This is a genomic window from Nodosilinea sp. LEGE 06152 (genome assembly GCF_015207525.1).
Lineage (GTDB): Bacteria > Cyanobacteriota > Cyanobacteriia > Phormidesmidales > Phormidesmidaceae > Nodosilinea.
Map to the genome: position 1 here is coordinate 94,126 of NZ_JADEWR010000016.1, position 25,121 is coordinate 119,246.

Below are 25,121 nucleotides of genomic sequence, written 5' to 3' on the forward strand. Positions count from 1 at the left end.
ATCCCCAACTTGATCTGTCTTTAAGTAGAGTCGCATCTATCTGGGGTAGGTGCAAAATGTTGTCAACATAGCCTTCCGCCTTGGGTTGAAGATGGTACAATTCAGCCAATTTCGAGGATAAATGTGGTGTGTAGGCCCGTAGCGACGGGAAACGTTCAACTTTAGTTTTCCTAGTCTGGCTACGGCAGTACGATTTCGAGCTTGATTGTTTCGAACGTAATCATTGTTGCCATTAGGCCGATGAGACCTGATTGTCAAAAATCTGAGGAGTGAACAGAATCATGGCGTATCTCAAGCGAATTTCTCTAGCGCTGAGCCTAACCGCTATGGCTGGTGTAGCAAGCCCTGCCCTGGCCGAAACCCAGCTTAGCAATCTAGAGCTGACCGACAACGTTTTAACTGAGGTAGAAGTCGCCCCCGCAGCGGTGGCTGAGCCCGTTGAAGTTGAGCCCGTAGGTGCCGCCGAAACAGTCCAGCTCGAGGCTGTTGAGACACCTCCCAGTGAAGCCAGCCTGCTAGCGCTGCCCGAGGAGGCTCCCATCACCAGCAACAACCTATTTACCGCTGGCGACATCGAGTCTGCGCTGCTGGCCGCCACCGTTGAAGCGGCTCCCGAAGCTACCGACTCTATTGATCTGGCCCAGGCCACCCCGACTACCGTCTCTGTCTCCCCAAATTACCTAGGCGTAGGCGGCAACATCGGTATTGGCAATCGCAGCGATAGCGCTCTGTCTAGCTTTGGTTTCAATATCATCAGTAAAATCTCCTTAGGTCCTCGTTTCTCTGTGCGACCCGGTGCCACCATCACCAACGATCGCTCCGGTTTTACCATCCCGGTTACCTACAACTTCAACACCATTTCCTACAGTGGTTTTCTCGCTCAGCCCTACGCTGGCATTGGGGTTGAGATTCCCACCAGTGGTGACATAGGTCTGTTGGTCAACGCTGGTGCTGATATTCCCATTTCCAGCAACTTTACCCTCAACGCCGTCAGCAACTTCCGGGTTACCAGCGGTTTTGCCCTGGGCATTTCCCTCGGCGTGGCCTACAACTTCCCCTTCTTCTTTGACTAAGGTCTGAGCAGAACGCATGCGTCTGAAACCTGCTTAAGAGGGGAGCGCGATCGATCGCGCTCCCCTTTTGTTTTCTGGTTGGGCATTCTGAAAGCACAGCTTAAGGGTGTGGCAATGGCAGAAAGTTCTGTGGCTTGGAGCGAGGTGCTTCAGGCCTTTCAGCATATTTGGGGCTATAGCGACTTTCGTTCGCCTCAAGATGCGATCGTCAAAGCATTGCTTGAACATCGGGACGTTTTGGTTGTCCTGCCGACGGGTGGCGGAAAGTCTCTCTGCTTTCAGCTGCCGGCGCTGCTGCAGTCGGGCCTGACCCTGGTAGTGTCGCCCCTGGTGGCGCTAATGGAAAACCAGGTGCAGGACCTGCACGACAGGGCTTTGCCCGCCGCCACTCTCCACAGCCAGCTGCCACCGCCCCAGCGCCGCAAAACCCTTCAGGCGCTAGAGCGGCAGGCTCTACGATTGCTCTACGTATCGCCAGAAACCCTGCTCAGCCCGCCCGTATGGGAACGGCTGTGCCAACCCAACCTGCGCATCAACGGTCTGATTTTGGACGAAGCCCACTGCTTAGTTCAGTGGGGAGAGACTTTTCGCCCCGCCTATCGCCGTTTGGGCGCGGTGCGAAAAGCGCTGCTCGACTGTCGCCCACCCGGCACCACCCTGCCGATCGCCGCTTTTACCGCCACCGCCGACCCCGCCGCCCAAAAAACTTTGAAAAATGTCTTACAGCTGCAGTCGCCTCAGGTGGTGCGGCTCAATCCCCATCGCCCCAATCTTGATCTGCGAGTTAAGGCAGTGGTCAGCGAGGGGCAGCGCAAAGGCGTGCTACGGCGTTATTTGCAGCAGCATTCTGGCCAGGCGGGGTTGGTGTATGTGCGCACCCGCAGAGACAGCGAGGCGCTGGCCGAGCAGTTGGCCGATCGCTACCGAGTAGCGCCTTACCACGCCGGGTTAAGCAGCCGCGATCGCCGCCAGATCGAAGCCGACTGGATGGCCGACAAACTCCAGTTTGTGGTCTGCACCTCCGCCTTTGGCATGGGAATCAGCAAATCTAATACCCGCTGGGTAGTGCATTACCAGGCTCCCTGCACCATTACCGAGTACGTACAGGAGGTGGGCAGAGCCGGGCGCGACGGCAACACCGCCGAGGCCCTGACCCTGGTCAGCGAGCCGACGGGCTGGCTGGAACCGGGCGATCGCCAGCGGGCCAAATTCTTCGAGGCTCAGACCCAACTGCTGCAGCAAAAGGCCCAGCGTTTGGTGAGCCAAATTCCGCCCAGTGGGGACGTGCGCGACATTAGCCAGCAGTTTGAGCACGGGGCCATTTCTCTATCGTGGCTGCACAGCGTGGGGCAGCTAGAGTGGGTCAGCCCATTTCACTATCAGCTCACCGCAAAGTGTCAGCAGCCCGTAGCGCTGCAGGCGGCGGCCAGCCAGCAAATGCACCAGTTTCTGCACAGCCGCCAGTGTCGCTGGCAGGGGCTATTGGTCGCGTTTGGCTTTCGCACCGAGGCCCAGCGCATGGGCAATTGCAAACACTGCGACAACTGCGCTAGGCGCGATCGCTAGAGATTAGATGGCCGCTGGGGGCAATTCTTATTCTGAGACAGCCCATGAACGCGCCGCGACGATTGAACAATTATCGCCATCCTTCGTCTAATCGCTAGAGCAGCCTAATCGCCAGGGCAGGACAAACACCCAGTCCCTAAACTCCGTCGTGGTCGCGTTTTGTCCGCCGATTTCAATCAACAGACTAAGTCACAGCTATTGACGATTTAGGGGCTAAGGCATCAGGTTCTGTAACAGTTTTCTACTGCCAAAGGTGCAGACTCTAACGTTTCGTGTTTGATTATTTCAAATATCTCCCGTAGCATGGCGAGAATACCCATACGGTCTCTATGAACATTCTTCTGGTCTATCCACGTTTTCCGAAAAGCTTTTGGTCTTTTGATAAAACTCTGGAGCTGGTTGGGTTGAAGGCTCAGCTCCCTCCCTTAGGGCTAGTGACCGTAGCGGCAATCTTACCCCAAAGCTGGAATTACAAGCTCGTCGATCGCAACGTGCGGGAAGTGCGCGACGACGAGTGGCGCTGGGCCGACATTGTGGTGATCTCGGCGATGATCGTCCACCGCACCGACTTCTACGACGCCGTGCAAACCGCCAAGCGCTACGGCAAGCTGGTGGCGGTGGGCGGCCCCTACCCCACCTCCATGCCCCACGAGTCAGAGGAGGCCGGGGCCGATTTTTTAATTCTCGACGAAGGCGAAATCACTCTGCCTATGTTTGTGGAGGCGGTGGAACGGGGTGACCAGCGCGGCACCTTCCGCTCCGGCGGCGAAAAGCCCGCCGTCACCAGCACCCCCGTACCCCGCTACGACCTGCTGGAAATGGACGCCTACGCTGAGATGTCGGTGCAGTTCTCTCGCGGCTGCCCCTTCCAGTGCGAGTTTTGCGACATTATCGTGCTCTACGGCCGCAAGCCCCGCACCAAAGACCCCGAGCAGCTGCTGGCCGAGCTGCAGTGCCTCTACGACCTGGGCTGGCGGCGCAGCATCTTTATGGTCGACGACAACTTTATCGGCAACAAGCGCAACGTCAAACTCCTGCTCAAGGCCATGAAACCCTGGATGGAGGAGCACGGCTACCCCTTCTCCTTTGCCACCGAAGCCTCGGTAGATCTGGCTCAGGATCCAGAGTTGATGCAGATGATGGTCGACTGCAACTTCGGCACCGTCTTCTTGGGGATCGAAACCCCCGATGACGACAGCTTGAATATGACCAAGAAGTTTCAAAACATGCGCGACCCCCTTTCGGAGTCGGTAATCTCCATTGCCCAGTCGGGACTGCGGGTAATGGCGGGGCTAATCGTTGGCTTCGACGGCGAAAAGTCTGGGGCCGGGCGGCGGATTTACGAATTTGTTGAGCAGACTGCCATCCCCACCGCTCTGGTGAGCATGCTGCAAGCCCTGCCCGATACCGCCCTCTGGCACCGCCTAGAGAAGGAAGGTCGTCTGCTGGGCAAGAGTGCCGACATCAACCAGACCACCCTGATGAACTTCGTGCCTACCCGCCCCATCGAAGAGATCACCGAGGAGTACATTCAGGTGTTCTGGGATCTCTACGACCCGCTGACGGTGCTCAACCGCACCTATCGCCACTTTCTCATGCTGGGTGAGGCCCAAAAGCGCAACTATCAAAACCGCACCACCTCAGCCGGTGCCCCCGACATTAACTGGGTCACGATTCGTGCCTTCCTGATTGTGGTGTGGCGGCAGGGCCTGCTTCGCAAGACGCGCCTGCGTTTTTGGGTCAACCTGGCGATTATGCTGTGGCGCTACCCGGCGGTGGCGGCCAACTACATTTCGGTGTGCGCCCAGGCCGAGCACTTCCTCGATTTTCGCCAGATCGTTCGGCAAAATATCGAAGAGCAGCTGGCGGCTTACCTGGAAGCCAAGCAGCAAACGGACAAAGCAGCAGCCACCGAAACTGAATCGGTGGCAGTGCCTGTTAGCTCGCTCTAGTCCTAATAGTCTGCCGGGAAGTCATTATAAAAATAGTCGAGAAACCCCGAATTTCTCGACTATTTTTGTAGCATCATCCAGGGCTGAAAAATACCTTTATCCAACTAGATGGGGCCAAATATGAAGGAGTACATTAACGATGGCCTGGTCCTGATGATGTTGTACCTGTCAGGCATGAGCGACGCCACTGTTGGTAGGCGCGCTGATAGTCAGCCCAGGCTCTCAGCTCACCATTGGGGCCGTAGCGGTGCTTAAACTGCTCCCAGCAGACTTTTTCTTCCATGGGGGCCTCGCAGTTATGAATAAAAAACTTTAGGAAAGCTTGGTTTGTGGATCCTAAATTAATAATGCCAGAACCACCGCCGCTGTAGGGAATTCTGCAACACATCTTGAGCTTCTAGGACTTGATGGGGGCATTGGCGGTGGGGCGAGGGGCGATCGCCACTACCATCCCAGATTTAGCGCTAAATCCAGCAAAAAATCGTTTCTCAAACGCTACATCTGATAATAATCCGTTATGATGCGTCTGTACTTAAGGCGTAAAAACTTTTTTAGCCAAAAAGGGCACTGGAGAGCCTAACCTCCAATGCCCCTCTAAAAAGTGAGCTCAATTACAGAGCGTTACACCCTCTGCATCAAATAGAAGCTCGCGGTCACAAGGGCGTGAAGCGAGTTCCAAAGTTAATTAATGGTCAATCAACATGACTAACTTACACCAATCCCAGGAAATCGAGGCAACTAATTTAGGGCTTTTTGCCCAAGTTGCCTATAGCGACTTGACGAGAATGCAACAGGAGGAATCGCAACCAGTGGTACCCATAGAGCCCTTCCTTTCTCCGCCGGTGGTGAACACAAGCCTTTCTATCGGTGTCATTCTTGCCCTTACTTACTTTGTCAAAGCGCTAGGCGAATTAGTCCATCCACGCCGATAAGAGTCTGTGAACATCTAGTTTGCATATCCCAAGGATGAGAGTCTAAAGCTAGCTGAGTAAGCGCTTTAGCAACGCTTACTCAGCTAGAAAGGCTTAGTGATTTTTTCGCCCTCATAAGCAATGCTTATGAGGTAATGCTTGCATTCAGTTTTTGACCATTTATACTTTCCTAGATATAGCGGTGAGGTAGAGGGGTGGAATTCTCTATACCCTTCATCTAGCGTACCAACTATTTCTACAAGGCTGATCCCATGGTTCAAGAACTTCCCCGTACCCGGCAGCAGGGGCCATTCCCTGAGGCAGCTCCAGCGGCGTTTCCTGTGTTTTATCGCACCTACAGCCGCCGGGGCGAGGTGGTAGAGGGGCAGCGCGAAACCTGGGATCAGGTGTGCGATCGCACCCTAGCCGGTCTAATCGAACTGGGCAACCTCACCGACGAAGAGGCAGCCCTGCTGGGGCGTATGCAGCGCCAGGTCAAAGCCCTGCCCTCCGGTCGCTGGCTGTGGGTGGGCGGCACCGCCTGGAGCAAGCAGCCCGAAAACTTCTCTGGGGCCTACAACTGCACCAGCACCAATGTGGTTGACTGGCGGGCCTTCGGCCTGATGATGGATCTGGCCATGATGGGCTGCGGTACCGGAGCAATTCTTGAACCCAAGTACATTAACAAGATTCCCGCCATTCGCAACCGACTGCTCGTCACCATGGCGGGCGACATTGGCGAAACTCCCATAGCTGAACGGCAAGAGGTCACTCAGGTAACCACTGAAGGCAACCAGGTCACCATTCGCGTTGGCGACAGTCGCCAGGGCTGGGTCAAATCCTACGAAACCTTGCTAGAACTCTCTACCGATGAAAGCTTCGCAGGAGACATCAACGTTACCATCGACCTGCGCGACGTGCGCCCCGCTGGCGAAAAGCTCAAGGGCTTTGGTGGAGTGGCCAACCCGGTGCGTCTGTCGCTGCTCTACGAGCGCTGCGCCAACATTCTCAACAAAGCCCTGGGCCGCCAGCTCAACTCGGTTGAGTGCTGCCTGCTAATCGACGAAGCCGCCGCCTGCGTGGTGGCCGGCAACATCCGGCGCAGCGCAGGCATGAGGCAGTTCGACAGCAACGACGAACTGGCGGCCAGCGCCAAAGACAACCTCTGGCAGCAGGACAGCGAAGGCAACTGGCGCATTGACCCCGAGCGCGACGTGCTGCGCATGGCCAACCACACTCGCGTCTTCCACACCAAGCCCAGCCTGCAAGACTGCATCGATTCGGTGCGCAAGCAGTTTTACTCGGGCGAGGGGGCAATTCAGTGGGCGGGGGAGGCCAAGCGCCGAGCCGGGGGAGATGACCGCTACGGTCTCAACCCCTGCGGCGAGATTCTAGGGGCAAACTTCCACTGCAACCTGGCGGAGGTGCACCTCAACCAGCTCGATCCCAAAAATCTAAAAGACCAGGAAGACGCCTTTACTGCTGCGGCACTATCCGTCGCGGTGCTGCTCAACCACCAGTTCCAGGAGCCTCGCTACCAAAAGTCTCGCTTGGAAGACCCCATTGTGGGCGTCTCGTTTACCGGACTGTTTGATTTCTTCGTGATTGCCTTTGGAGTTGAGTGGCTGCGCTGGTGGGAGGCGGGCCGCCCCAACACCATGCAGGGGCTAGATTTCAAAGCCAAAGAGCAGGAGCACCTGACCCGCTGGAAGAATACTGTGCATCGGGTGGTGGGGGAATATTGCGATCGCCACAACCTGGTGCGCCCCAACCGCTGCACCACCGTACAGCCCGCAGGCACCAAATCGCTGCTTACCGGCGCTAGCCCCGGCTGGCACCCGCCCAAAGCCCAGCGCTTTATTCGCCGCATCACCTTCCGCAAGAATGATCCTGTGGCCATGGCCTGCATTGACTACGGCTACTCCATCGTGCCCTCCCAGTCCGACAAGGACGAGAACGGCGGTTTGCTCGACGATCCGTTTGATCCCCGCTGCACCGAATGGCTGGTAGAAATTCCGGTCGAGGTGCTCTGGGCTAACCTACCGGGGGCTGACGAAATCGCCATTGAGAAATTCTCGGCGGCAGCCCAGTTTGACTTCTACATGCAGGTGCAAAAGCACTACACCACCCACAACACCTCCGCCACCATTGAGTTTCGCGAACCCGAACTGGAGGATCTGGCCGAGCGCATTTACCAGGTCATTCAGAACGATGAAGGGTACATTTCGGCCGCCCTGCTGGCCCGGTTTGACGATCTGCAAACCTTTCCTCGGCTACCCTTTGAACCCATCGACAAAGCCACGTTCGATGCGCTCAAGCAGCAGGTAGAAGCGCGGCGCGGCACCGACAACTTCCACACCGCCCTATCGCGCTATGACGCGGGCGAGGTAATCGAGGCTGGCCCCGCTGGCTGCGACTCCGACAAGTGCATGATGCCGGAGAAAAAGCCCGATTAGGTTTAGCTGAGCACAAATCAGAGCGTAGGCATAGAGAGATAGCGAAGGGGCTCCTGACCAAGTCAAGAGCCCCTTTTTCTCGATCTTGCTGGGCTAACCTGACCAGCATAATGGTGTTCGAATTGCGGATGATCCTTCAGATCCGCCAGGGTACTCCAGTTTTCACTAGCTTAGATCGCTAAGGTCGTCCAGGCTGTTCAGCATGTCGTCGGAGGCATTGTCTGAGTCTAGGGGGTTGAGCAGAGCGTCTAGATCGAGGAGTGTTTCGGCCTCGAATTCAGGGTCTAGAGCGAACTCATCACCCTGAGCACTCTCTAGGTCGCCTGCCAGGAAATCGTCAAAACCCGTATCAGCACTTGCTGTGGGTGGGGCAGGCGGCTCGGCAGCAAACGCTCCCTCAAGGTCTAAATCGAACTCATTACCCTGTGCATTCTCCAGGTCGCTGTCTAAAAGAGCGGCATCAAAATCCAGATCGGTATCCGCTGCGGATGGGGCAGCAGGCTCAGGGGGAGGGAATGTACCCTCAAGGTCCAGGCTGGGTTCTGGGCTCGCGATCTCAAAGGTTTCGGAGTCAAAGCCGGAGGCTAGATCAAACTCATTGCCCTGGGCATTCTCCAGGTTGTTGTCCAAAAGAGCGGCATCAAAATCCAGATCGGTATCCGCTGCGGATGGGGCAGCAGGCTCAGGGGGGAACGTGCCCTCAAGGTCTAGGCCGGATTCTAGGCTCGTAGTCTCGAAGGTTTCGGGGTCGAAGGCGGTGGCCAAATCAAACTCATTGCCCTGGGCATTCTCCAGGTCGCTGTCTAAAAGAGCGGCATCAAAACCCAGATCGGCATCCGTAGCGAAAGGGGCAGCTGTTTCAGAGGAGAGAGTTTCTTCCAGATTCAGACTGGCGGTTTCAAGGTTTTCAGTGTCGGAGTCAGGATCTAGGACAAACTCATTGTTTTGAACGCTCTCCAAATCGCTATCTACAAGATCGGCATCAAAACTCAGATCGGCATTTGCTGCCGGCGGAGCGGCAGACCCAGGGGAGGGGAAAGCATCGTTTAGGTCTAAACCGGCTTCCAGATTAGTGGCCAGAGTAGCGGCGTTGGCAGCGGCGATCGCCCTATCTAAATCAAACTCGCCCGCGTCGGCCATAGGGGCAGGGGGTTCAGACGGCACAGACTGCAGCAGCCGCAGCTGGGCCTCGTAGCTTTGCTCTAGCTCCTGGGTGCGCTGGGTGAGTTCATCCTGGTAGTGCTCAATTTTTTCGGCCAGCTTTTGCTCGTACTCTTCGCGCAGACTGGCCTCTAGCTCTCGCCGCAGGTTCAGCTCTAGTTCTTCTGCAGAGGGTGAGGCGGCGATCGCTCCAGCCCCTGGAGAACTGGCCTGGGCCATCTGCAGGCGAGCTTCGTAGTCTTGCTCCATTTGGGCCAGTCGTTGGGCCATGTCGTCCTGGTACTCGGCCAGGCGCTCAGTCAGCCGCTGATCGTACTGGGCCTGGAGGCGGGCTTCCATCTCGGTCAGGTCGGTGGAACTAGCCGTTTCAGCGGGGAAAGGTTCAGGCACCAGCGCCCCAAGGGAGGGCCTGGCGTCTTGGACGAGGCGGGCGGCTTCGTCTTGGTAGTGGGCGATCGCCGCTGCCAGGCGCTGGTCGTAATCTTGCTGGGCCTGCGATCGCGCTTCTACCAGCTTTTCCTGCAGGTGCTGCTCGTAGGCCTGCTGAATTTTGGTGGCGGCTTCTTTAAGGCGGGTTTCGTACTGCTTGCGAATGCGCTGTTCGATGGAGCTGTCCACTTCGCCAGCCCCAGATACGCCGCCCATCATGGCCTGACGGGCCTGGTACTCAGCCTCCATCTGGCTACGCTGCTCATCGTATTGAGCCTGATAGCGCTCCATACGCTCAGTTAGCTGCGCCTCGTAGTCAGTTTGCAGCTGCAAAGTTGCTTCGCGCAGCCGCTGCTCGTGCTCCTGGGCCAGATCGGCCTGGCGCTGCTGACTTTGGTGCAAGGCCTCGCTCAACTCATTCACCTGGCTCTGGCGCAGGTAATACCCCACAATAATGGCCAGCAGTAGGCCAATTAAAACAGCAACAATAAGACCTTGCGTGAGTTGAGGCATCGTATTTTCCCCTGTAAAAATTAAAGCCGAGCCGCAGAGCATCCACGCTTGAGAGGCCAAAAACCACCGCCTCTCCCGCCTTAGCAGCCGCTAAATATTGACGATCAATGATATACGCTGCATCCCGTTTGGGATCTGAAACTTTAGGCCCCACAGGACACTCAAGGTACCCAAACCAGGGGTTGAGAACCACGCTTTTGACGCTAACCATTCGATGACAGATTATGTCTATGCTCGGCGTTGGCGCTGCGGGCACTTAGACACATCCTTTACAATAAAGCTACAGTCCCTGGTTCAGCTGGCGGGCAACACGCCACGCCTGTGGTCCAGGTAATCCTGATATAGCTTGGCCCCATTACCCTCTTGCGTATGACCCATTCTCCCCATCGTCAGCCTACAGTTCGTGACGCGATCGCGCCAGAAAGCACGGCCAATACCTCCCAGCCCAGCCAGGCTGAGGATGATGCTCTCAAGCTAGCCTATGCCATTGCTGCCGCTGCCGATGAGCGCAAAGCAGGCAACATCACGATTTTGCAGGTGGGAGATGTATCGTATCTGGCTGATTACTTTGTGGTTGCAACCGGGTTTTCGGCGGTGCAGGTGCGCGCAATTACGCGATCGATCGAAGCGACCCTTGAGACCGATCACAACCGTCGCCCCCTGCGGCTGGAAGGCCAGGGCGAGGGCAGCTGGATTGTGATGGACTATGGCGAAGTGATTGTCCATATCTTTATGCCCGAAGCTCGCGACTACTACGATTTAGAAGCCTTTTGGGGCCACGCTAACCAGATTGTTTACCAACCTTCCGGTCAGCATTTCAGCCCGTCTCAGATTTAATCCCCAAACCAAAATCAACTCCCTGCCGCAGGCTGTGGGCCGCGTAGTGGGTAACGTGAGGTAGTCGGTATCGACCCGTGTCCCGACCTGGACATCACCCGACCTAGACATCAATGGAATAGGGGCTAAAAGGTGGGAGCCAACGAATTGCCCCGCAGAGATTCCTATTGGTAAGCAATTCGTTTAGGCTAGAGCTAGATTTGCATAGTGTCGGTGGCAATGCCTCAACGATGTCCTGTACCGGCTGAGCAGCAGCCCATCAACGAATACCAGGATGTGCGAGATTCTTGGTTTTACGGCTGGGGTAGCCGCAGCTTAATGGGGTACCTCAAGCCTGTGGTGGTGCTCTGGATCGTCGGTTGGGCTGTGGCCGGGCCAATGGCTGCCGCCAGTTTTGTACCGGCCAAGCACCCCTTGCCCTTTGGCCTGAGCGCTGCAATGGGGGCGATGGTGCTGCCCATGCTGGCTCTGCTACAGCTCTACGTGGGCTGGGCTCACGTGGGGGGGCGGCTACGGCAAACCACCGTGCCCTACGAAGAGTCAGGCTGGTACGACGGCCAGCTTTGGGTCAAGCCTGAAGAGGTTTCAAACCGCGATCGCCTAATCGTAGACTACCAAGTACAGCCTGTGCTCCAGCGCATTCGCCGCACCCTGGGGGTGATGGCCCTACTGCTGGCTCTGGGGCTCATTGTCTGGCCCCTCCTGGCGTAGCGGGCCGTTTGTTCGATCGCTGCCCTGACCGCATCCCTCTTGTTCACCACCGCAGAGCCCCTAATTATGACCAGCAGTCGGGTTAATCGACACCAAACCAAAGAGCTACGGATACAGCTGCTGCGGGAGGGGATTGTCGAGTCTAACCACATCGCCCACGTGGCGGTGTGCGACAACCGGGGCCGCACCCTGTCGGTAGCCGGCAACGGCGAGCTGGGTACCTTCATTCGCTCGGCACTCAAGCCCTTTCAGGCCCTGGCGGTGACGGCGGCGGGGGCGCTGGAGCGCTACAACCTCGACGATCGCGATTTAGCCATTATGTGTGGCTCCCACCAGGGCACCATCGAGCAGGTGCGCCAGGTGTTTCACATTCTCTGGCAGGCCGACCTCGACACCACCGCCCTGCGTTGTCCCACCCCAGAAGGCAAAAAAAGCCCCCTAGAGCACAACTGCTCGGGCAAGCACGCCGGTATGCTGGCCGTTTCTCAACAGCGCAACTGGCCGCTGGAGAGCTACCTCGACCGCAATCACCCGGTGCAAAAGCTGATTGTAGCCCGCATCTCGGAGCTGCTGGGCATGCCCTCGGACGAGTTTATCTGCGCCCATGATGACTGCGGTGCCCCCACCTACTTTATGCAGCTCAGCCAGATGGCGACGCTCTACGCCATGCTGTCGTCGGGCAGCAACCTCGACATGGAGCGCATTGTGCGAGCCATGACCAGCCATCCCGACATGGTGGGCGGCCCCGACTCCTTTGACACCACGCTGATGAATTTAACTAACGGGGCCTTAGTGAGTAAATCGGGGGCCGAAGGCATTCAGTGCATCGGTCGAGTGGGCGAGGGGCTTGGGGTAGCCATCAAAGCGATCGATGGGGCCAAGCGAGCCAAGTACGCCACCGCCATCTTTACCCTCCGCCAGCTGGGCTGGATTTCGCCCACGGCAGCCGACACCCTGGCCGAAACCTATATGGAAATTGGCAACTACAAGCGGCTCGATGTGGTCGGCGATTTGCCCATGATGTATTAAATGTGATGAGCGAAAGGACCGCCCGCAAAGGGGTACAGCCCCATTAGCAAAAAAAGACTGTCTTTAGAGAAAATTAGATTGTTAACTGAGAACATTTAACGCTATACTGTATAAGCTGACGCGGGGTAGAGCAGTCTGGTAGCTCGTCGGGCTCATAACCCGAAGGTCCATGGTTCAAATCCATGCCCCGCCACCAAATAGCCACCATCAAAAGCAAAAAGGGTTCCTAAATTGATTTAGGAACCCTTTTTGCTTTGTGTAACTTGGCCAGCGCTATAGTGCATAGGCAATCGTGATTGTTGTTGACCCCGTCGAGACCAGCACCCATGGCTCAACCCAAAATTATTGTTTTAGACGACGACCCCACCGGCTCGCAAACGGTGCACAGCTGCCTGCTGCTGATGCAGTGGGATGTAGAAACCCTGCGCCAAGGGTTGCGGGATGCCGCGCCAATTTTCTTTGTGCTGACCAATACTCGCGCCCTTACCGCCGCTGCCGCTGAGGCAGTAACCCGAGAGGTTTGCCAACATCTCAAGCAGGCGATCGCCCTCGAAGGCATTCAAGACTTTCTCGTGGTCAGCCGCTCTGACTCAACCCTGCGAGGCCACTATCCAGTCGAAACCGACGCAATCGCAGACGAGCTTGGCCCTTTCGACGCTCACTTTTTGGTGCCCGCCTTTTTTGAGGGAGGCCGCATTACCCGCGACAGCACTCACTATTTAATGGTGGACGGTACCCCTACCCCTGTCCACAAGACCGAGTTTGCCAAAGATTCGGTGTTTGGCTACAGCACCAGTTATCTGCCCGACTACGTGGCCGAAAAAACCGCTGGCCGCATCCAAGCCCAGACGGTCGAGCGCTTTACTCTGGCTGATATTCGGGCCGGATCTTTAGATCGGCTGATGACCCTAGAAGATAACGTCTGCTGCGCCGTGGATGGTGAAACCCAGGCCGACCTCGACCAGTTCGCCCAAGACTTGCTCACCGCCGCCGCCCAGGGCAAGCGCTTCTTGTTTCGCAGCGCCGCCAGCATTCTCACCGCCCTAGCGGCACTGCCGCCTCAGCCCATCGATGCTGACCACATGGGCACCTACGTGCGCGATGGACGGCCCGGTGCCATTATCGTCGGCTCTCACGTGAAAAAAACTACCCAACAGCTGGAGCAATTGCTGCAAGAGCCGGGGGTAACCGGCATTGAAGTGAAGGTGACTCAGCTGCGGGATGGTGGCCCTGCGGCCCAAAGTGAGCTGCTCACCGACATTCTGGCCCAGGTAGAAACCACCCACAGCAGCGGCCAGGTGCCCGTCGTCTACACCAGCCGCAGCGAACTCACCTTCGACACCGTGCAGGCCCGTCTCGACTTCGGCGTCGAGGTTTCTGCCCTGCTGATGGATGTAATTAAAGGATTGCCCGATGATATTGGATTCCTCATTAGCAAAGGCGGCATTACCTCTAACGACACCCTTAGCACCGGGCTAGCGCTGAGGACGGCCCGTCTGCTGGGCCAGATTTTGCCGGGGGTATCCGTGGTGCGCACCCCCGCCGATCATATTCAGTTACCCAACCTGCCCGTGGTGCTGTTTCCGGGCAATGTAGGGGATGGGGATGCGCTGGCTCTAGCCTACCGTCGCCTAATGGACCTTTAGGGAAGATAAGAAAGGCGAAGGGGCGAGGAAGATCCTTCGATCTCTACCCAATTGGTAGGGGGGGAAGACCTAGAGGTACGAATTGTCCCTCGGCCTCCCATCTAGCGGCTTGCTTCTTGCCGCTCTTCTCGCAGGTCTTCAATCAGCTGGGCTAACTGGTCGCTGTTGGTGTGGTAGACCTCGTTGCAGAAGTGACAGATTGCTTCAGCCCCGTCGTCTTTTTCGATCATGTCTTGCAGCTCGTCTTCACCTAGCATTTTGAGGGCGCGCAGCATGCGATCGAAAGAGCAGGGGCAGCTAAACTGCACCATTTGAGTTTCAGGCAATATCTCCAGACCCAAGTCGCCAACCAGGTCGTCAAAAATTTGTGGCAGGGTTTTGTTAGCCCGCAGCAGGGGAGTAAAGCCAGTCAGGCCAGCCAGGCGGCTTTCGATTAAAGCTACCATTTCGGCGTCTTCGGCGGCGCGAGGCAAAATTTGTAGCAGTAACCCCCCGGCGGCCTCTACCCCATTGGCCCCTACAAACACGCCCAGCACCAGCGCTGAGGGGGTTTGTTCTGAGTTCACCAGGTAGTGGGTGAGGTCGTCGCCAATTTCTCCAGAGACTAGCTCTACCGTGCTGGAGTAAGGGTAGCCGTAGCCCATGTCGCGCACGACATACACGTAGCCGTTGCGGCCCACGGCACCGCCCACATCTAGCTTACCCTGGGCATTGGGGGGCAGTTCAATGGATGGATTGTCCACATAGCCACGGGCGGTACCATCCATACCAGCGTCTACCAGGATGCCGCCCAGGGGGCCATCGCCCCGTACCCGAATGTTAACCCGGCCCTGGGGCTGTTTCATACTGGAGGCCAGCAGCAGCCCTGCCGAGATTGTGCGCCCTAGGGCCGCCGTGGCCACGTAGGACAAGTTGTGGCGCTGCCGGGCCACCTCGGTCAGTTTGGTGGTGATAACGCCGATCACCCGAATGCCGCCATCGGCGGCGGTAGCCCGAATCAGTTGATCTGCCATGCGCTGCCCCAGTCTTCCCTTAATATTGCTTATTAATAATTGTAGGAGGTTTGGGGATACGGGTTTGAGAGGGTTTACCGACCCTGGCGCTGAGGCGCGATTCCGGGACAGATAACCCATTCCGGGTCGGGTTCCGTTTCTGCTATGCCGCAGGCTATACCCTCTGCGGATTACGCCCCTAGCTCCCATCTGGTTAGGTTTCTTTTGGCATACTGGGAGGTGTTGTTTGCGGGCACATCACCACCCTATGCTAGGCACATTTCAGCACAGCCGCCTTCGCATCGAAGTCGAGGCTACCCAGGGGCAAATTCAGGCCAGTTTGGTGCAGCCCAGCAACTTTAGCCAGTGGCTCTGGCCGCAGCGATTTAGTCAGGGTCTACCCAGCGAGTTGCACAGCGGACTGAGTTTTAATAGCTATCTTGGCCCGGTTGAGATTCACCACGAGATCAAGCAGGTTGATGATCACAGCCTTCACATGGTGCTGTCTGGGGGCATTGACGGGTTTCATGAGTGGTACTGGGGCGATCGCTGGGTGCAGTCACGGCTAGAGGGAGTTTCGGCGCTGCCCTTAAATTTGGGCCAAAGCCTGACGATCGCGCGACTGCGGCAATTTTTACAGCAGCCCAGGGCTTAACCCGGATGGCTAAGATTCAAGTCGAAGGCACCTGACCCAGCACCTGCACCAGCTCATCTAAAAACTGGCCCTGGGCTTTAATAATGCGTTTCTTAGCCTCTTCCAGCTCGAACCAGGCGGCCTGATCAACCTCAGGAAACTCCTTTAGCACCCCTGAGTGGGGTGGCCACTCTAGCACAAACGTGTTGCTGTGCAGGGTGGCAGGGTTAAAGTTGCCTTCAAAGGCCCAGGCAAAAACGAGTTTGCCTCCGGCCTGACGCACCGGCTGCAGGGGGCGAAAGTCGCCGATCGGGGCCTGCCCGGTTTCCTCCCAAAACTCGCGTTTAGCAGCTTCAAAGGTGTCTTCCCCAGGGGCAATTTCGCCCTTGGGAATAGTCCAGGCCTGCCAGCGGCGATTGGCCCAGTAGGGACCGCCCGAGTGCACTAGCAGCACCTCCAGGTGGTGGTTCTGGGTGCGATACATAAGTAACCCAGCGCTTTTTTTAGCCATAGCAGCGATTCCCTTCAGGGAGGCTCCGCAAACGCACTACGCCCCTGCCCGTCGTTAACAACTGAGCGTGTCGTCCTTACGTCATGAGCAGTTGCAGCACTGAACCAGGAACCCTATCGACCCTCAGATTGTAGTTGGCCAGCCAAAACCGGCTTAACCCTTATCCAATTTTTATATTTTTATTTGTGGCGATCCTGTATGAGTGGTGAAATCGTCGGGCAGACGTCGCCCCTACAGGAATTAGATGCCTAGCCCGTCATGACGAATCAGCACGAATCGCTATGTTTAGTAGCCATTGAGTAAAGTGCCTAAACAAAATGACGATTTAATTTAGAGTTCCCAAACGCACCCCCAGCGAAACTCAACCTGGCCCAAGCCCAATCAACTCACTCTATCTAAGAAGAACTTAGAGAACTTCCCCAAGCGTTTAGAACTGGCATAGCATACCTGTAGAGCTGTCTTTTCAGTAAAAAACAGCTTTAGACAGTCGATTGAAATGGTCCTTAGCGTTTGCCAAAGCCCACTATGCCTTACCAGTACGATCTTGGCTTCGGTCAAAAGATATATCTTGACAACTCTGGTTTGACCACTGTAATTACTCTTGCTAGTAGTGGTTCGGGTCAGCAGCAGCAGTCAGGCATTCAGGCACAAACGGGGCTATGGACAGAAGTGCCCCAGGCGGCGCGGACGGGTAGCAGCGTGCTGCTTCGCTGCGTTACTGCGCAAGGGGTCTTTGTTTGGCAGGTGCAGGGTACAGAGATCGGTGTCGCTGATGCCGCCGCTTGGCCCGCCCAACAGGCCCTAGCCCTGCAGCCTGCAGAGGCTGGGCTGCAGGCCATGCCACCCATCAAACCAATGACACCTATGGAACCGATGGCTCCTATGACTATGGGTAATATGCACTTATCAGCTAACCCGATGACGATGCAGATGGGCGACATGACGCTCAGCATGGGCAACGCCGAGGCCTCTGCCAAAAAATTCTGCACCCAGTGCGGTAGCGCCATTCAGGCTGGCGATCGCTTCTGCGGCAGCTGTGGTCACCAGCTTCAGTAAGCTCTACAGCCCCAGAGTATTGCTCTACAGCTCACTCAAACTACAAAAAACCGGGAGCAATAATCTCCCGGTTTGGTACAGGTGTGTAAGCGACTTTAAACCTGCTTGTAGCCATTAAACACAATCGGCTAGACCACTGACTTAGGACGGTCAATGCGCGCTGCTTTTTCGCTATCGTCAGCAAAGAAGGTGGCGTAAACCCAGCCCGCTAGCAGGGCACCCAAGATGGGGGCAACCCAAAATAACCAGAGCTGACCAAGCAGCGGCCCTCCGACAAAGAGGGCCGGGCCGGTACTCCGAGCGGGGTTAACGGAGGTATTTGTGACCGGAATGCTAATCAGGTGAATCAGGGTTAGAGACAGCCCAATCGCCACCGGAGCCAGACCCACCGGAGCCCGAAAGTCGGTAGCACCCAAAATAATCATTAAAAAGAAGAAGGTCATCACCACTTCGCAGATTAAGCAGGCCACCAGGCTAAAAGCCCCCGGCGAGTGAACCCCAAACCCATTAGTGGCCAGAGGATTGCCCACTGAGGGGTCAATGGCAAAGTCTGGCTGACCGGTGGCGATGACGTAGACAATGCCTGCCCCCACAATGCCGCCCAAAACCTGGGACACAATGTAGGGCAGCAGCTCGCTGCTGGGAAAGCGCCCAGCCGCCCACAGCCCAAAAGACACCGCCGGGTTGAGGTGACAGCCCGAAATATGGCTAATGGCGTAGGCCATTGTTAGCACGGTCAAACCAAAGGCTAGGGATACCCCCAGAAAACCAATACCCAGGTTTAGGGCACCGCTGCCGTCTAGAAACACACCGGCCAATACCGCACTACCACAGCCACCCAGCACTAGCCACAACGTACCCAAGAACTCAGCCAAACAACGCTTTGCAATAGGCATTGCTAACCACTCCTACCTCATGAAGTTTCCAAGGACGATTAGTATTCATCGATACAAACTGCGATCGAAAACCTATATCTCAGCGCGATACTACCGTAAGACTATAAAAGTTTGATAAGCTCAAACATCAGTTGACTCAGGCAGCCAAAGCCGTCACCGCGCGGATTGTCTAGGCCTGGTAACCTAGGGCCTGCTACCCTAAGAGAGGCATAGTCGCCTCAGCGTCACACCTCTGCCTGGAGTCATTAGGAAGCCGCGCTCACCATGGGAATGCAAGTCTGGCCAGGTCGTCCCCATCCCCTGGGTGCCACCTGGGATGGCACGGGCACAAACTTCGCCTTGTTTTCAGAAAACGCAACGGCCGTTGAACTCTGTCTGTTTGACGCTGACAACCAGGAAACCCGGATTCGCTTCACCGAGGTTGACAACTACGTTTGGCATGGCTACTTAGCCGATGTAAAGCCGGGTCAGCGCTATGGCTTTCGAGTCTATGGCCCCCACAATCCTAGAGCAGGGCAGCGGTTTAACCCTAACAAGTTGCTCATTGACCCCTATGCCCGCGCTTTGGACGGCGATGTAGAGTTTGACCCGGCGATCTTTGGCTACGACATTGAGGCCACCGACGATCTGGAAAACCTCGATTTATCCTTTTCTGAGGTCGATAGTGCCCCCTTTATGCCCAAAGCAGTGGTGGTTGACCCTGGCTTTGACTGGGAGGGCGATCGCCCCCTCGACACCCCGTGGCACCGCACTATTATTTACGAAACTCACGTTAAGGGGCTAACCCGGCTCCATCCGGAAGTGCCGGAACCCCTACGAGGCACTTACGCTGGCCTGGCTCATCCAGCCATTGTCGAATACCTGGCGCAGCTGGGCATTACGGCGGTGGAACTGTTGCCTGTGCATCACTTCCATGCCTACCCAGGGCATTTGGCCAACACAGGGTTGCGCAACTACTGGGGCTACGATTCGCTCAACTATTTTGCCCCCTACGGGGGCTATAGCAGCGCAGGGCAAGCCGGTGCCCAGGTAAACGAGTTTAAACAGATGGTTAAGGCCCTGCACCAGGCAGGCATTGAGGTGATTTTAGACGTGGTCTATAACCACACCGGGGAAGGTAGCCACCTCGGGCCGACCTTGAGTTTGCGGGGCATCGACAACGCCGCTTACTACCGTTTGGTAGACAATGCCCCTCGCTACTACATGGATTTCACCGGCTGCGGCAACTCCCTCAACGTACGCCATCCCCAGATTCTCAAGCTGATTATGGATAGCCTGCGCTACTGGGTGTTGGAGATGCACGTGGATGGCTTTCGCTTCGATCTGGCCTCGGCGCTGGCTCGAGAGCTCTACGAGGTAGATAGCCTGGCCGCCTTTTTTGACATCATTCACCAAGATCCTGTGCTGTCTACCATCAAACTCATCGCCGAACCCTGGGATTTAGGGGAGGGCGGCTACCAGGTGGGCAACTTTCCGCTGCTGTGGTCAGAGTGGAACGGCAAATACCGCGACTCCATGCGTGACTTCTGGCGCGACCACGACTGCCGCCTGGGTGAGTTTGCCTTTCGCATTACCGGCAGTTCAGACCTGTACCAGGCCAACGGCAAGCGCCCCCACGCCAGCATAAACTTCATTACCTGTCACGACGGCTTTACGCTGCGGGACCTAGTCAGCTACAACGAAAAGCACAACCTGGCCAACCACGAAAATAACCGCGACGGCGAGAGCTACAACCGCTCCTGGAACTGTGGAGCGGAGGGAGACACAGACGACCCCGAAATTTTGGCCCTGCGGCGGCGACAGCAGCGGAACCTACTGGCCACACTGTTTTTGTCCCAGGGGGTGCCGATGATACTTGGCGGCGACGAGATTGGTCGCACCCAGCAGGGCAACAACAATACCTACTGCCAAGACAGCCAGCTGTCTTGGTTTGACTGGAACCTTGATCCGACCCAGGAGGATCAGCTGGCCTTTGTGCGCCAGTTAATCAAGCTGCGCCAGGAGCATCCTGCCTTTGCTCGCCGCCACTGGTTTCAAGGACGCGCCATTCACGGTTCTGGGGTACACGATATTGGCTGGTATAACCCTGACGGCAGTGAAATCAGCGTCGATCACTGGCATGACGGTGCAGCTAAGGCGATCGCAGTCTATCTCAATGGTGAAGAGCTAATGGCGGTTCCCACCGCCGGGCAACGGCTGGTAGACGACAGCTTTTTACTGTTTTTTAACGCCCAAGCCGATCCCCAGGAGTTTTGGATTCCGCCGGAGGTGAAAAAGAAACGCTGGTCAATGGTGCTAAGCACCAACGAGCCCACTGGCTTCTGCCAGGGTAAGCAGACGTACACACCGGACAGCGCGATCGCCGTAGCCGACTTTTCGCTGGTCGTGCTGTCTAGCCCTCGGGGTAAAAGCGCCGCACCTTAGACCATGCTCACCTACGAACGAATTTATGCCGTAGTGCGCCAAATTCCTAGGGGCAAGGTCGCCACCTACGGGCAGGTGGCGGAGCTAGCGGGGTTAGTCGGCAAGCCTCGCCTAGTGGGGTACGCCCTCTACCGAGTCGATACGATGTCCGACGTGCCCTGGCAGCGCGTCATCAACGCGAAGGGTGAGGTATCTGAATCGACTCGACGCAACGGCAGTGATTATGTGCAGCGGGCCATGCTAGAGGATGAGGGGGTGGTGTTTGACCGCCGGGGCCGAGTTGACCTCAACCAATATAGATGGCGCCCGCCCGATCACGTGATCGAGCGGGCGCTGGTAGAGTTTATGGAAGATTAGGCTAAAGCCACGGTGGGCCTAGTCAACCGCCACAGCCACTTCTTCTTCCACGTAGACGTCTTCGTCTTCGGGTTCATCAACCAGTTCACCCGCCTGCTCAGCGGCCTGACGTCGCATGGCTTCACGGTATTTAGCCGCCATTTCTTCAGCTTTGTCGTAAACCAGGTCAGGGTTTTTGACCATATCGCCCGGTTCGGGCTCAAGCTGCTTGGTTGACAGGGAGATTCGACCCCGCTCCGCATCTAGGTCAATGATCATGACCTTGATCTCATCGTTGACGTTGAGCACACTGTGCGGCGTATCGATGTGATCGTGGGAGATCTCAGAGATGTGCAGCAGACCGCTAACGCCGCCGATGTCGATAAAGGCACCGTAGGGCTTGAGACCACGCACAGCCCCTAGCACAACCTCGCCCACCTGCAGGCCATTCATCTTGCGCTCAACCAGCGCCCGACGGTGGCTCAGAACAAGCCGATTACGCTCTTCATCAACCTCAAGGAATTTCAAAGGCAGATCTTCGCCCACCAGGTCTTCCTTGGGCTTGCGGGTGCTGATGTGAGAGCCGGGGATAAAGCCGCGCAGACCCTCAATTCGGACTAGAGCACCACCTCGGTTAGTGGCAAAGACTCCAGAGCGCACCGTAGCGTCTTCCTGCTGAAGCTGGCGCACCCGCTCCCAAGCGCGCATGTACTCAATGCGACGAATGGATAGGGTTAGCTGGCCATCTTCGTTTTCGTCGGTGAGAATAAAGAACTCACGGGTTTCATTGGAGCGCAGCACCTCTTCAGGGTGGTCGACCCGGTTGATCGACATTTCCTGAATGGGTAGATAAGCAGCGGTTTTAGCACCAATATCAATCAGGGCACCCCTGGGCTCAAGACTAAACACGGTGCCAGAGACGGTATCGCCTGGGTTGAAGTGATAGTCGTACTGGTCTAATAGCGCGGCAAAGTCTTCGTGTGTAAACCCGATGTCAGCGTCCTTTACGTCCTGATTGAGCATGCTAGTGTTGTCCTATTATTTCTCCGTATTACTGCGGTTTCCGTGTAGACGTACAAAACAATCAACTCAGATATATGACAGTCTGCCCCCACGCAGCAGCGTGCCGACATAGACAGCCCGATAAACCCACAGGATTAAAATTATAGCTGAATTGGAGGTGATGTTGATAACTCACCGCTAGGATTGATAAAGTCGACTATTGAGATTGCTGAAACTGCTGCACTATAACGATTGAGCAGAAACGACATAATTTGACGATTGGTCAGTTTCGGCCTCGTCTAGGGAGCGGTTCCGGGACGACTCGCTTTGCGAATCGCGTCGCTCGTCTTGCAGCTCGCTCAGCGTTTCGGCAAAATCGCGAATGCCCTGAAACTGTCGATACACCGAGGCAAACCGCACAAAAGCGACTTCATTTATAGCCTGGAGCTTGGTCAAAACCATTTCGCCAATTTCGGCACTGGTCACCTCACGGGTAGCGCGCTGCTGCAGTTCAGCCTCAATGTCATCCACGATAGCTTCCATCGCCAGCGACGAAACCGGCGTTTTTTCACAGGCCCGCACAATGCCTCGCAGCACCTTGGAGCGCTCAAATAATTCTCGATCGTCGCTGCGTTTGATGACGGTAACGGGCACGTACTCAATGCGTTCGTAGGTGGTAAACCGTCGCTCGCAGCGCAGACACTCCCGCCGTCTGCGAATACTGCGCCCCGCCTCCGCCGATCGTGACTCTAACACTCGATTATTTAGGTGCTGACAAAACGGGCAATGCATAGACACACTCCCAATGGGAGAAGAGTAGCCAAGCCGCCCTTTCTAGCCTGGGAGCTTGGGAAAAAATAGAGGCAAGCCCTTCCTCTGCAGGAAGGGCTTGCCTCTATATTAATTAAATTGTGAGAAAACAATCGAAATGAATCGAAAGTCTCCCTAAAGTTACCGGCAGCCAAGCGCCCTTACGGCTCTAAAAGACTGTTTCGGCAGGACTAGTCTTTAGGAATACGAGGGGGCTCGCGAAAGGCGATCGCAAAGAACAGCGTGCCAAGAATGCAGGCAAAAATGAAGATATAAGCGACAGCTTCCATGGTTAAAGAGGCTCCTAATCAACCGGATTATCTTTAGTCTACAAGCATCGTAAGTGAAATGCCCGACGGATCAAGGGCTATGCTTAACCGCCGGGCAGCTTAACTCACAGGAAACTAAACAGTTTCTTCTTTACGGGTAGACGTATCGCCCACCTTCTGGAAGAAGCCCCATTCCACCTGTTCGGCAGACAGGTCGGGGTCTACCCCAGCAAACACGTCCCGGAACAGGGTGCGAGACCCGTGCCAGATGTGGCCAAAGAAGAACAGCAGGGCAAACACGGCGTGACCGTAGGTAAACCAACCGCGAGTGCTAGTGCGGAATACTCCGTCAGAGCCGAGGGTTTCGCGGTCAAACTCGAAGGGCTCGCCCAGCTGAGCCTTACGGGCGTAGCGCTTGACCAAGGCAGGTTCGGTAATGGTTTGCCCAGCCAAATCGCCGCCGTAGAAGGTAGCCGTTACCCCAGTCTGCTCAAAGCTGTACTTGGACTCAGCCCGGCGGAAGGGAATGTCAGCACGGACAACGCCGTCTTTGTCGACCAGCACCACGGGGAAGGTCTCAAAGAAGTTGGGCAGGCGGCGCACAAAGAGCTCGCGACCTTCCTTATCCTTAAAGACGGGGTGACCTAGCCAGCCCTCGGCAATACCATCGCCCTGGACCATAGGGCCAACGCGGAACAGACCACCCTTAGCGGGGCTGTTGCCCACGTAGTCGTAGAAGGCGAGCTTTTCTGGAATACCGGCATAGGCATCGGCCAGGGAATACCCGGCGTTGACATCGGCCTGCACTCGGCGCTGAATCTCTTGCTTAAAGTAGTCGCCATCCCACTGGTAGCGGGTGGGGCCAAAAAGCTCGATGGGAGTAGCGGCGCTGCCGTACCACATCGTGCCTGCCACCACAAAGGCCGCAAAGAATACCGCCGCAATACTGCTAGAGAGAACGGTTTCGATGTTACCCATACGCAGCGCTTTGTACAGACGCTGGGGCGGACGCACCGTCAGGTGGAACAGACCAGCAATAATCCCTACAATACCGGCGGCAATGTGGTGAGCCACAATACCACCTGGGTTGAAGGGGTTAAAGCCAGCGGCACCCCATTCTGGAGCGACTCCCTGCACGTGGCCGGTCAGTCCGTAGGGATCGGAGACCCACATACCAGGCCCCCAGAGGCCAGTCAGGTGGAAAGCCCCAAAGCCAAAGCAGAGGAGACCCGAGAGAAATAGGTGAATGCCAAACATTTTGGGCAGATCCAGCGCCGGTTCACCGGTGCGAGGATCGCGGAACAGGTCTAGATCCCAGTAGACCCAGTGCCAGCAGGCAGCCAAAAACAGCAGCCCCGACAGCACGATGTGGGCTGCAGCAACGCCCTCAAACGACCAAAAGCCAGGGTTAACGGCGGAGGCGCCAGTAACGCTCCAGCCGCCCCAAGACTCAGTCACACCCAGGCGAGCCATGAAGGGCAGCACAAACATACCCTGCCGCCACATGGGGTTCAGCACGGGATCGCTGGGGTCAAAGGTGGATAGTTCAAACAGGGCCATCGAGCCGGCCCAGCCAGCTACTAGAGCCGTATGCATTAGGTGTACAGCAATCAGTCGCCCGGGATCGTTTACGACGACCGTGTGTACCCGGTACCAGGGTAGTCCCATTGACTACGCTCCTCCTCTAGGTAAAACAGTAATGTTTTGTGGAATTGTCTTAAGCATGGCCAGATACTGATTAGCCTATCAGAATCAGGCTCCCAGAACCGCCCCAATTGACGCCATTATCCCGGTGCTGCCCCCGGTGTTACCGATGGGCCACGCCGTTGTTGGATGCTGAATCATTTGGTACAGATGAGATGTAACAATGAAATTACTTAACGAAGTGTAACCAGTCCGAATTGCCC

General features: G+C 56.3%; 20 protein-coding genes and 1 tRNA gene. 13 read left to right on the top strand and 8 right to left on the bottom strand.

Annotated features, from left to right (window positions below):
* Positions 1–281 precede the first annotated feature (281 nt).
* From IQ265_RS20625 to nrdJ, 4 genes are all read left to right on the top strand, one after another.
* Positions 282–1,073, top strand: a complete 792-nt coding sequence (locus tag IQ265_RS20625) for a hypothetical protein (protein ID WP_194057059.1) — start codon at positions 282–284, stop codon at positions 1,071–1,073.
* Between the two features lie 114 nt (positions 1,074–1,187).
* Entirely contained in the window at positions 1,188–2,639 is a 1,452-nt protein-coding gene (locus tag IQ265_RS20630; RefSeq protein WP_194057061.1) for a RecQ family ATP-dependent DNA helicase, read from the top strand.
* Between the two features lie 329 nt (positions 2,640–2,968).
* A complete protein-coding gene (locus tag IQ265_RS20635; RefSeq protein ID WP_194057063.1) occupies positions 2,969–4,591 on the top strand; it encodes a B12-binding domain-containing radical SAM protein in 1,623 nt (540 codons plus the stop codon).
* Between the two features lie 1,183 nt (positions 4,592–5,774).
* The gene (nrdJ, locus tag IQ265_RS20640) at positions 5,775–7,958 is read left to right on the top strand and encodes a ribonucleoside-triphosphate reductase, adenosylcobalamin-dependent (RefSeq protein WP_194057066.1); all 2,184 of its coding nucleotides are present in this window, start codon (positions 5,775–5,777) and stop codon (positions 7,956–7,958) included.
* A gap of 165 nt (positions 7,959–8,123) precedes the next feature.
* Here the strand turns inward: nrdJ and IQ265_RS20645 are convergent, their stop codons facing one another.
* On the bottom strand, positions 8,124–10,061 hold the full coding sequence (locus tag IQ265_RS20645) for a hypothetical protein (protein ID WP_194057068.1): 1,938 nt from the start codon (positions 10,059–10,061) through the stop codon (positions 8,124–8,126).
* A gap of 369 nt (positions 10,062–10,430) precedes the next feature.
* Between IQ265_RS20645 and rsfS the strand changes: the two genes are divergently transcribed.
* The 5 genes from rsfS (at position 10,431) to IQ265_RS20670 (ending at position 14,284) form a co-directional block, all read left to right on the top strand.
* Entirely contained in the window at positions 10,431–10,898 is a 468-nt protein-coding gene (rsfS, locus tag IQ265_RS20650; RefSeq protein WP_194057070.1) for a ribosome silencing factor, read from the top strand.
* 219 nt (positions 10,899–11,117) lie between these two features.
* Complete coding sequence (locus tag IQ265_RS20655) at positions 11,118–11,609, top strand: CGLD27 family protein (RefSeq protein WP_194057072.1); 492 nt, start codon at positions 11,118–11,120, stop codon at positions 11,607–11,609.
* A gap of 66 nt (positions 11,610–11,675) precedes the next feature.
* Positions 11,676–12,638, top strand: a complete 963-nt coding sequence (locus IQ265_RS20660) for an asparaginase (protein ID WP_194057154.1) — start codon at positions 11,676–11,678, stop codon at positions 12,636–12,638.
* A 119-nt stretch (positions 12,639–12,757) separates the two neighbouring features.
* A tRNA-Met gene (locus IQ265_RS20665) sits at positions 12,758–12,834 on the top strand.
* A 130-nt stretch (positions 12,835–12,964) separates the two neighbouring features.
* Positions 12,965–14,284: a four-carbon acid sugar kinase family protein gene (locus IQ265_RS20670; RefSeq protein WP_194057074.1), complete on the top strand. Its 1,320-nt coding sequence runs from the start codon at positions 12,965–12,967 to the stop codon at positions 14,282–14,284.
* 101 nt (positions 14,285–14,385) lie between these two features.
* On the opposite strand, the gene hslO is transcribed toward IQ265_RS20670, so the two are convergent.
* A complete protein-coding gene (gene hslO / locus IQ265_RS20675) occupies positions 14,386–15,297 on the bottom strand; it encodes an Hsp33 family molecular chaperone HslO (RefSeq protein ID WP_194057077.1) in 912 nt (303 codons plus the stop codon).
* A gap of 247 nt (positions 15,298–15,544) precedes the next feature.
* Between hslO and IQ265_RS20680 the strand changes: the two genes are divergently transcribed.
* The gene (locus IQ265_RS20680; protein WP_194057079.1) at positions 15,545–15,931 is read left to right on the top strand and encodes a hypothetical protein; all 387 of its coding nucleotides are present in this window, start codon (positions 15,545–15,547) and stop codon (positions 15,929–15,931) included.
* Positions 15,932–15,947: 16 nt separating this feature from the next.
* Here the strand turns inward: IQ265_RS20680 and IQ265_RS20685 are convergent, their stop codons facing one another.
* Positions 15,948–16,421 (bottom strand): NUDIX domain-containing protein, encoded by a 474-nt coding sequence (locus IQ265_RS20685; RefSeq protein ID WP_194057081.1) that lies wholly within the window; start codon positions 16,419–16,421, stop codon positions 15,948–15,950.
* Between the two features lie 582 nt (positions 16,422–17,003).
* Here IQ265_RS20685 and IQ265_RS20690 point away from each other — a divergent pair.
* Positions 17,004–17,477 carry a zinc ribbon domain-containing protein gene (locus IQ265_RS20690; RefSeq protein WP_228038225.1) on the top strand — a complete coding sequence of 158 codons (474 nt, stop codon included), beginning with the start codon at positions 17,004–17,006 and terminating at the stop codon, positions 17,475–17,477.
* Positions 17,478–17,605: 128 nt separating this feature from the next.
* Here IQ265_RS20690 and aqpZ read toward each other — a convergent pair whose 3' ends face one another.
* Entirely contained in the window at positions 17,606–18,373 is a 768-nt protein-coding gene (gene aqpZ, locus IQ265_RS20695; protein WP_194057085.1) for an aquaporin Z, read from the bottom strand.
* 264 nt (positions 18,374–18,637) lie between these two features.
* Here aqpZ and glgX point away from each other — a divergent pair, with 264 nt between their 5' ends.
* Both glgX and IQ265_RS20705 read left to right on the top strand, forming a co-directional pair.
* Entirely contained in the window at positions 18,638–20,797 is a 2,160-nt protein-coding gene (glgX, locus tag IQ265_RS20700) for a glycogen debranching protein GlgX (protein ID WP_194057087.1), read from the top strand.
* A 3-nt stretch (positions 20,798–20,800) separates the two neighbouring features.
* Entirely contained in the window at positions 20,801–21,154 is a 354-nt protein-coding gene (locus IQ265_RS20705; protein WP_194057089.1) for an MGMT family protein, read from the top strand.
* Between the two features lie 18 nt (positions 21,155–21,172).
* Here IQ265_RS20705 and IQ265_RS20710 read toward each other — a convergent pair whose 3' ends face one another.
* The 4 genes from IQ265_RS20710 to psbB all read right to left on the bottom strand — a co-directional run bounded on the left by IQ265_RS20710 (position 21,173) and on the right by psbB (position 24,882).
* Positions 21,173–22,156 (bottom strand): 30S ribosomal protein S1, encoded by a 984-nt coding sequence (locus IQ265_RS20710; protein WP_194057091.1) that lies wholly within the window; start codon positions 22,154–22,156, stop codon positions 21,173–21,175.
* 222 nt (positions 22,157–22,378) lie between these two features.
* Complete coding sequence (gene nrdR / locus IQ265_RS20715; protein ID WP_194057093.1) at positions 22,379–22,927, bottom strand: transcriptional regulator NrdR; 549 nt, start codon at positions 22,925–22,927, stop codon at positions 22,379–22,381.
* Between the two features lie 209 nt (positions 22,928–23,136).
* Positions 23,137–23,235, bottom strand: coding sequence for a photosystem II reaction center protein T (locus IQ265_RS20720; protein ID WP_194057095.1), 99 nt, complete (start codon positions 23,233–23,235; stop codon positions 23,137–23,139).
* A gap of 114 nt (positions 23,236–23,349) precedes the next feature.
* Positions 23,350–24,882, bottom strand: a complete 1,533-nt coding sequence (psbB, locus tag IQ265_RS20725; protein WP_194057097.1) for a photosystem II chlorophyll-binding protein CP47 — start codon at positions 24,880–24,882, stop codon at positions 23,350–23,352.
* Positions 24,883–25,121: the final 239 nt, after the last annotated feature.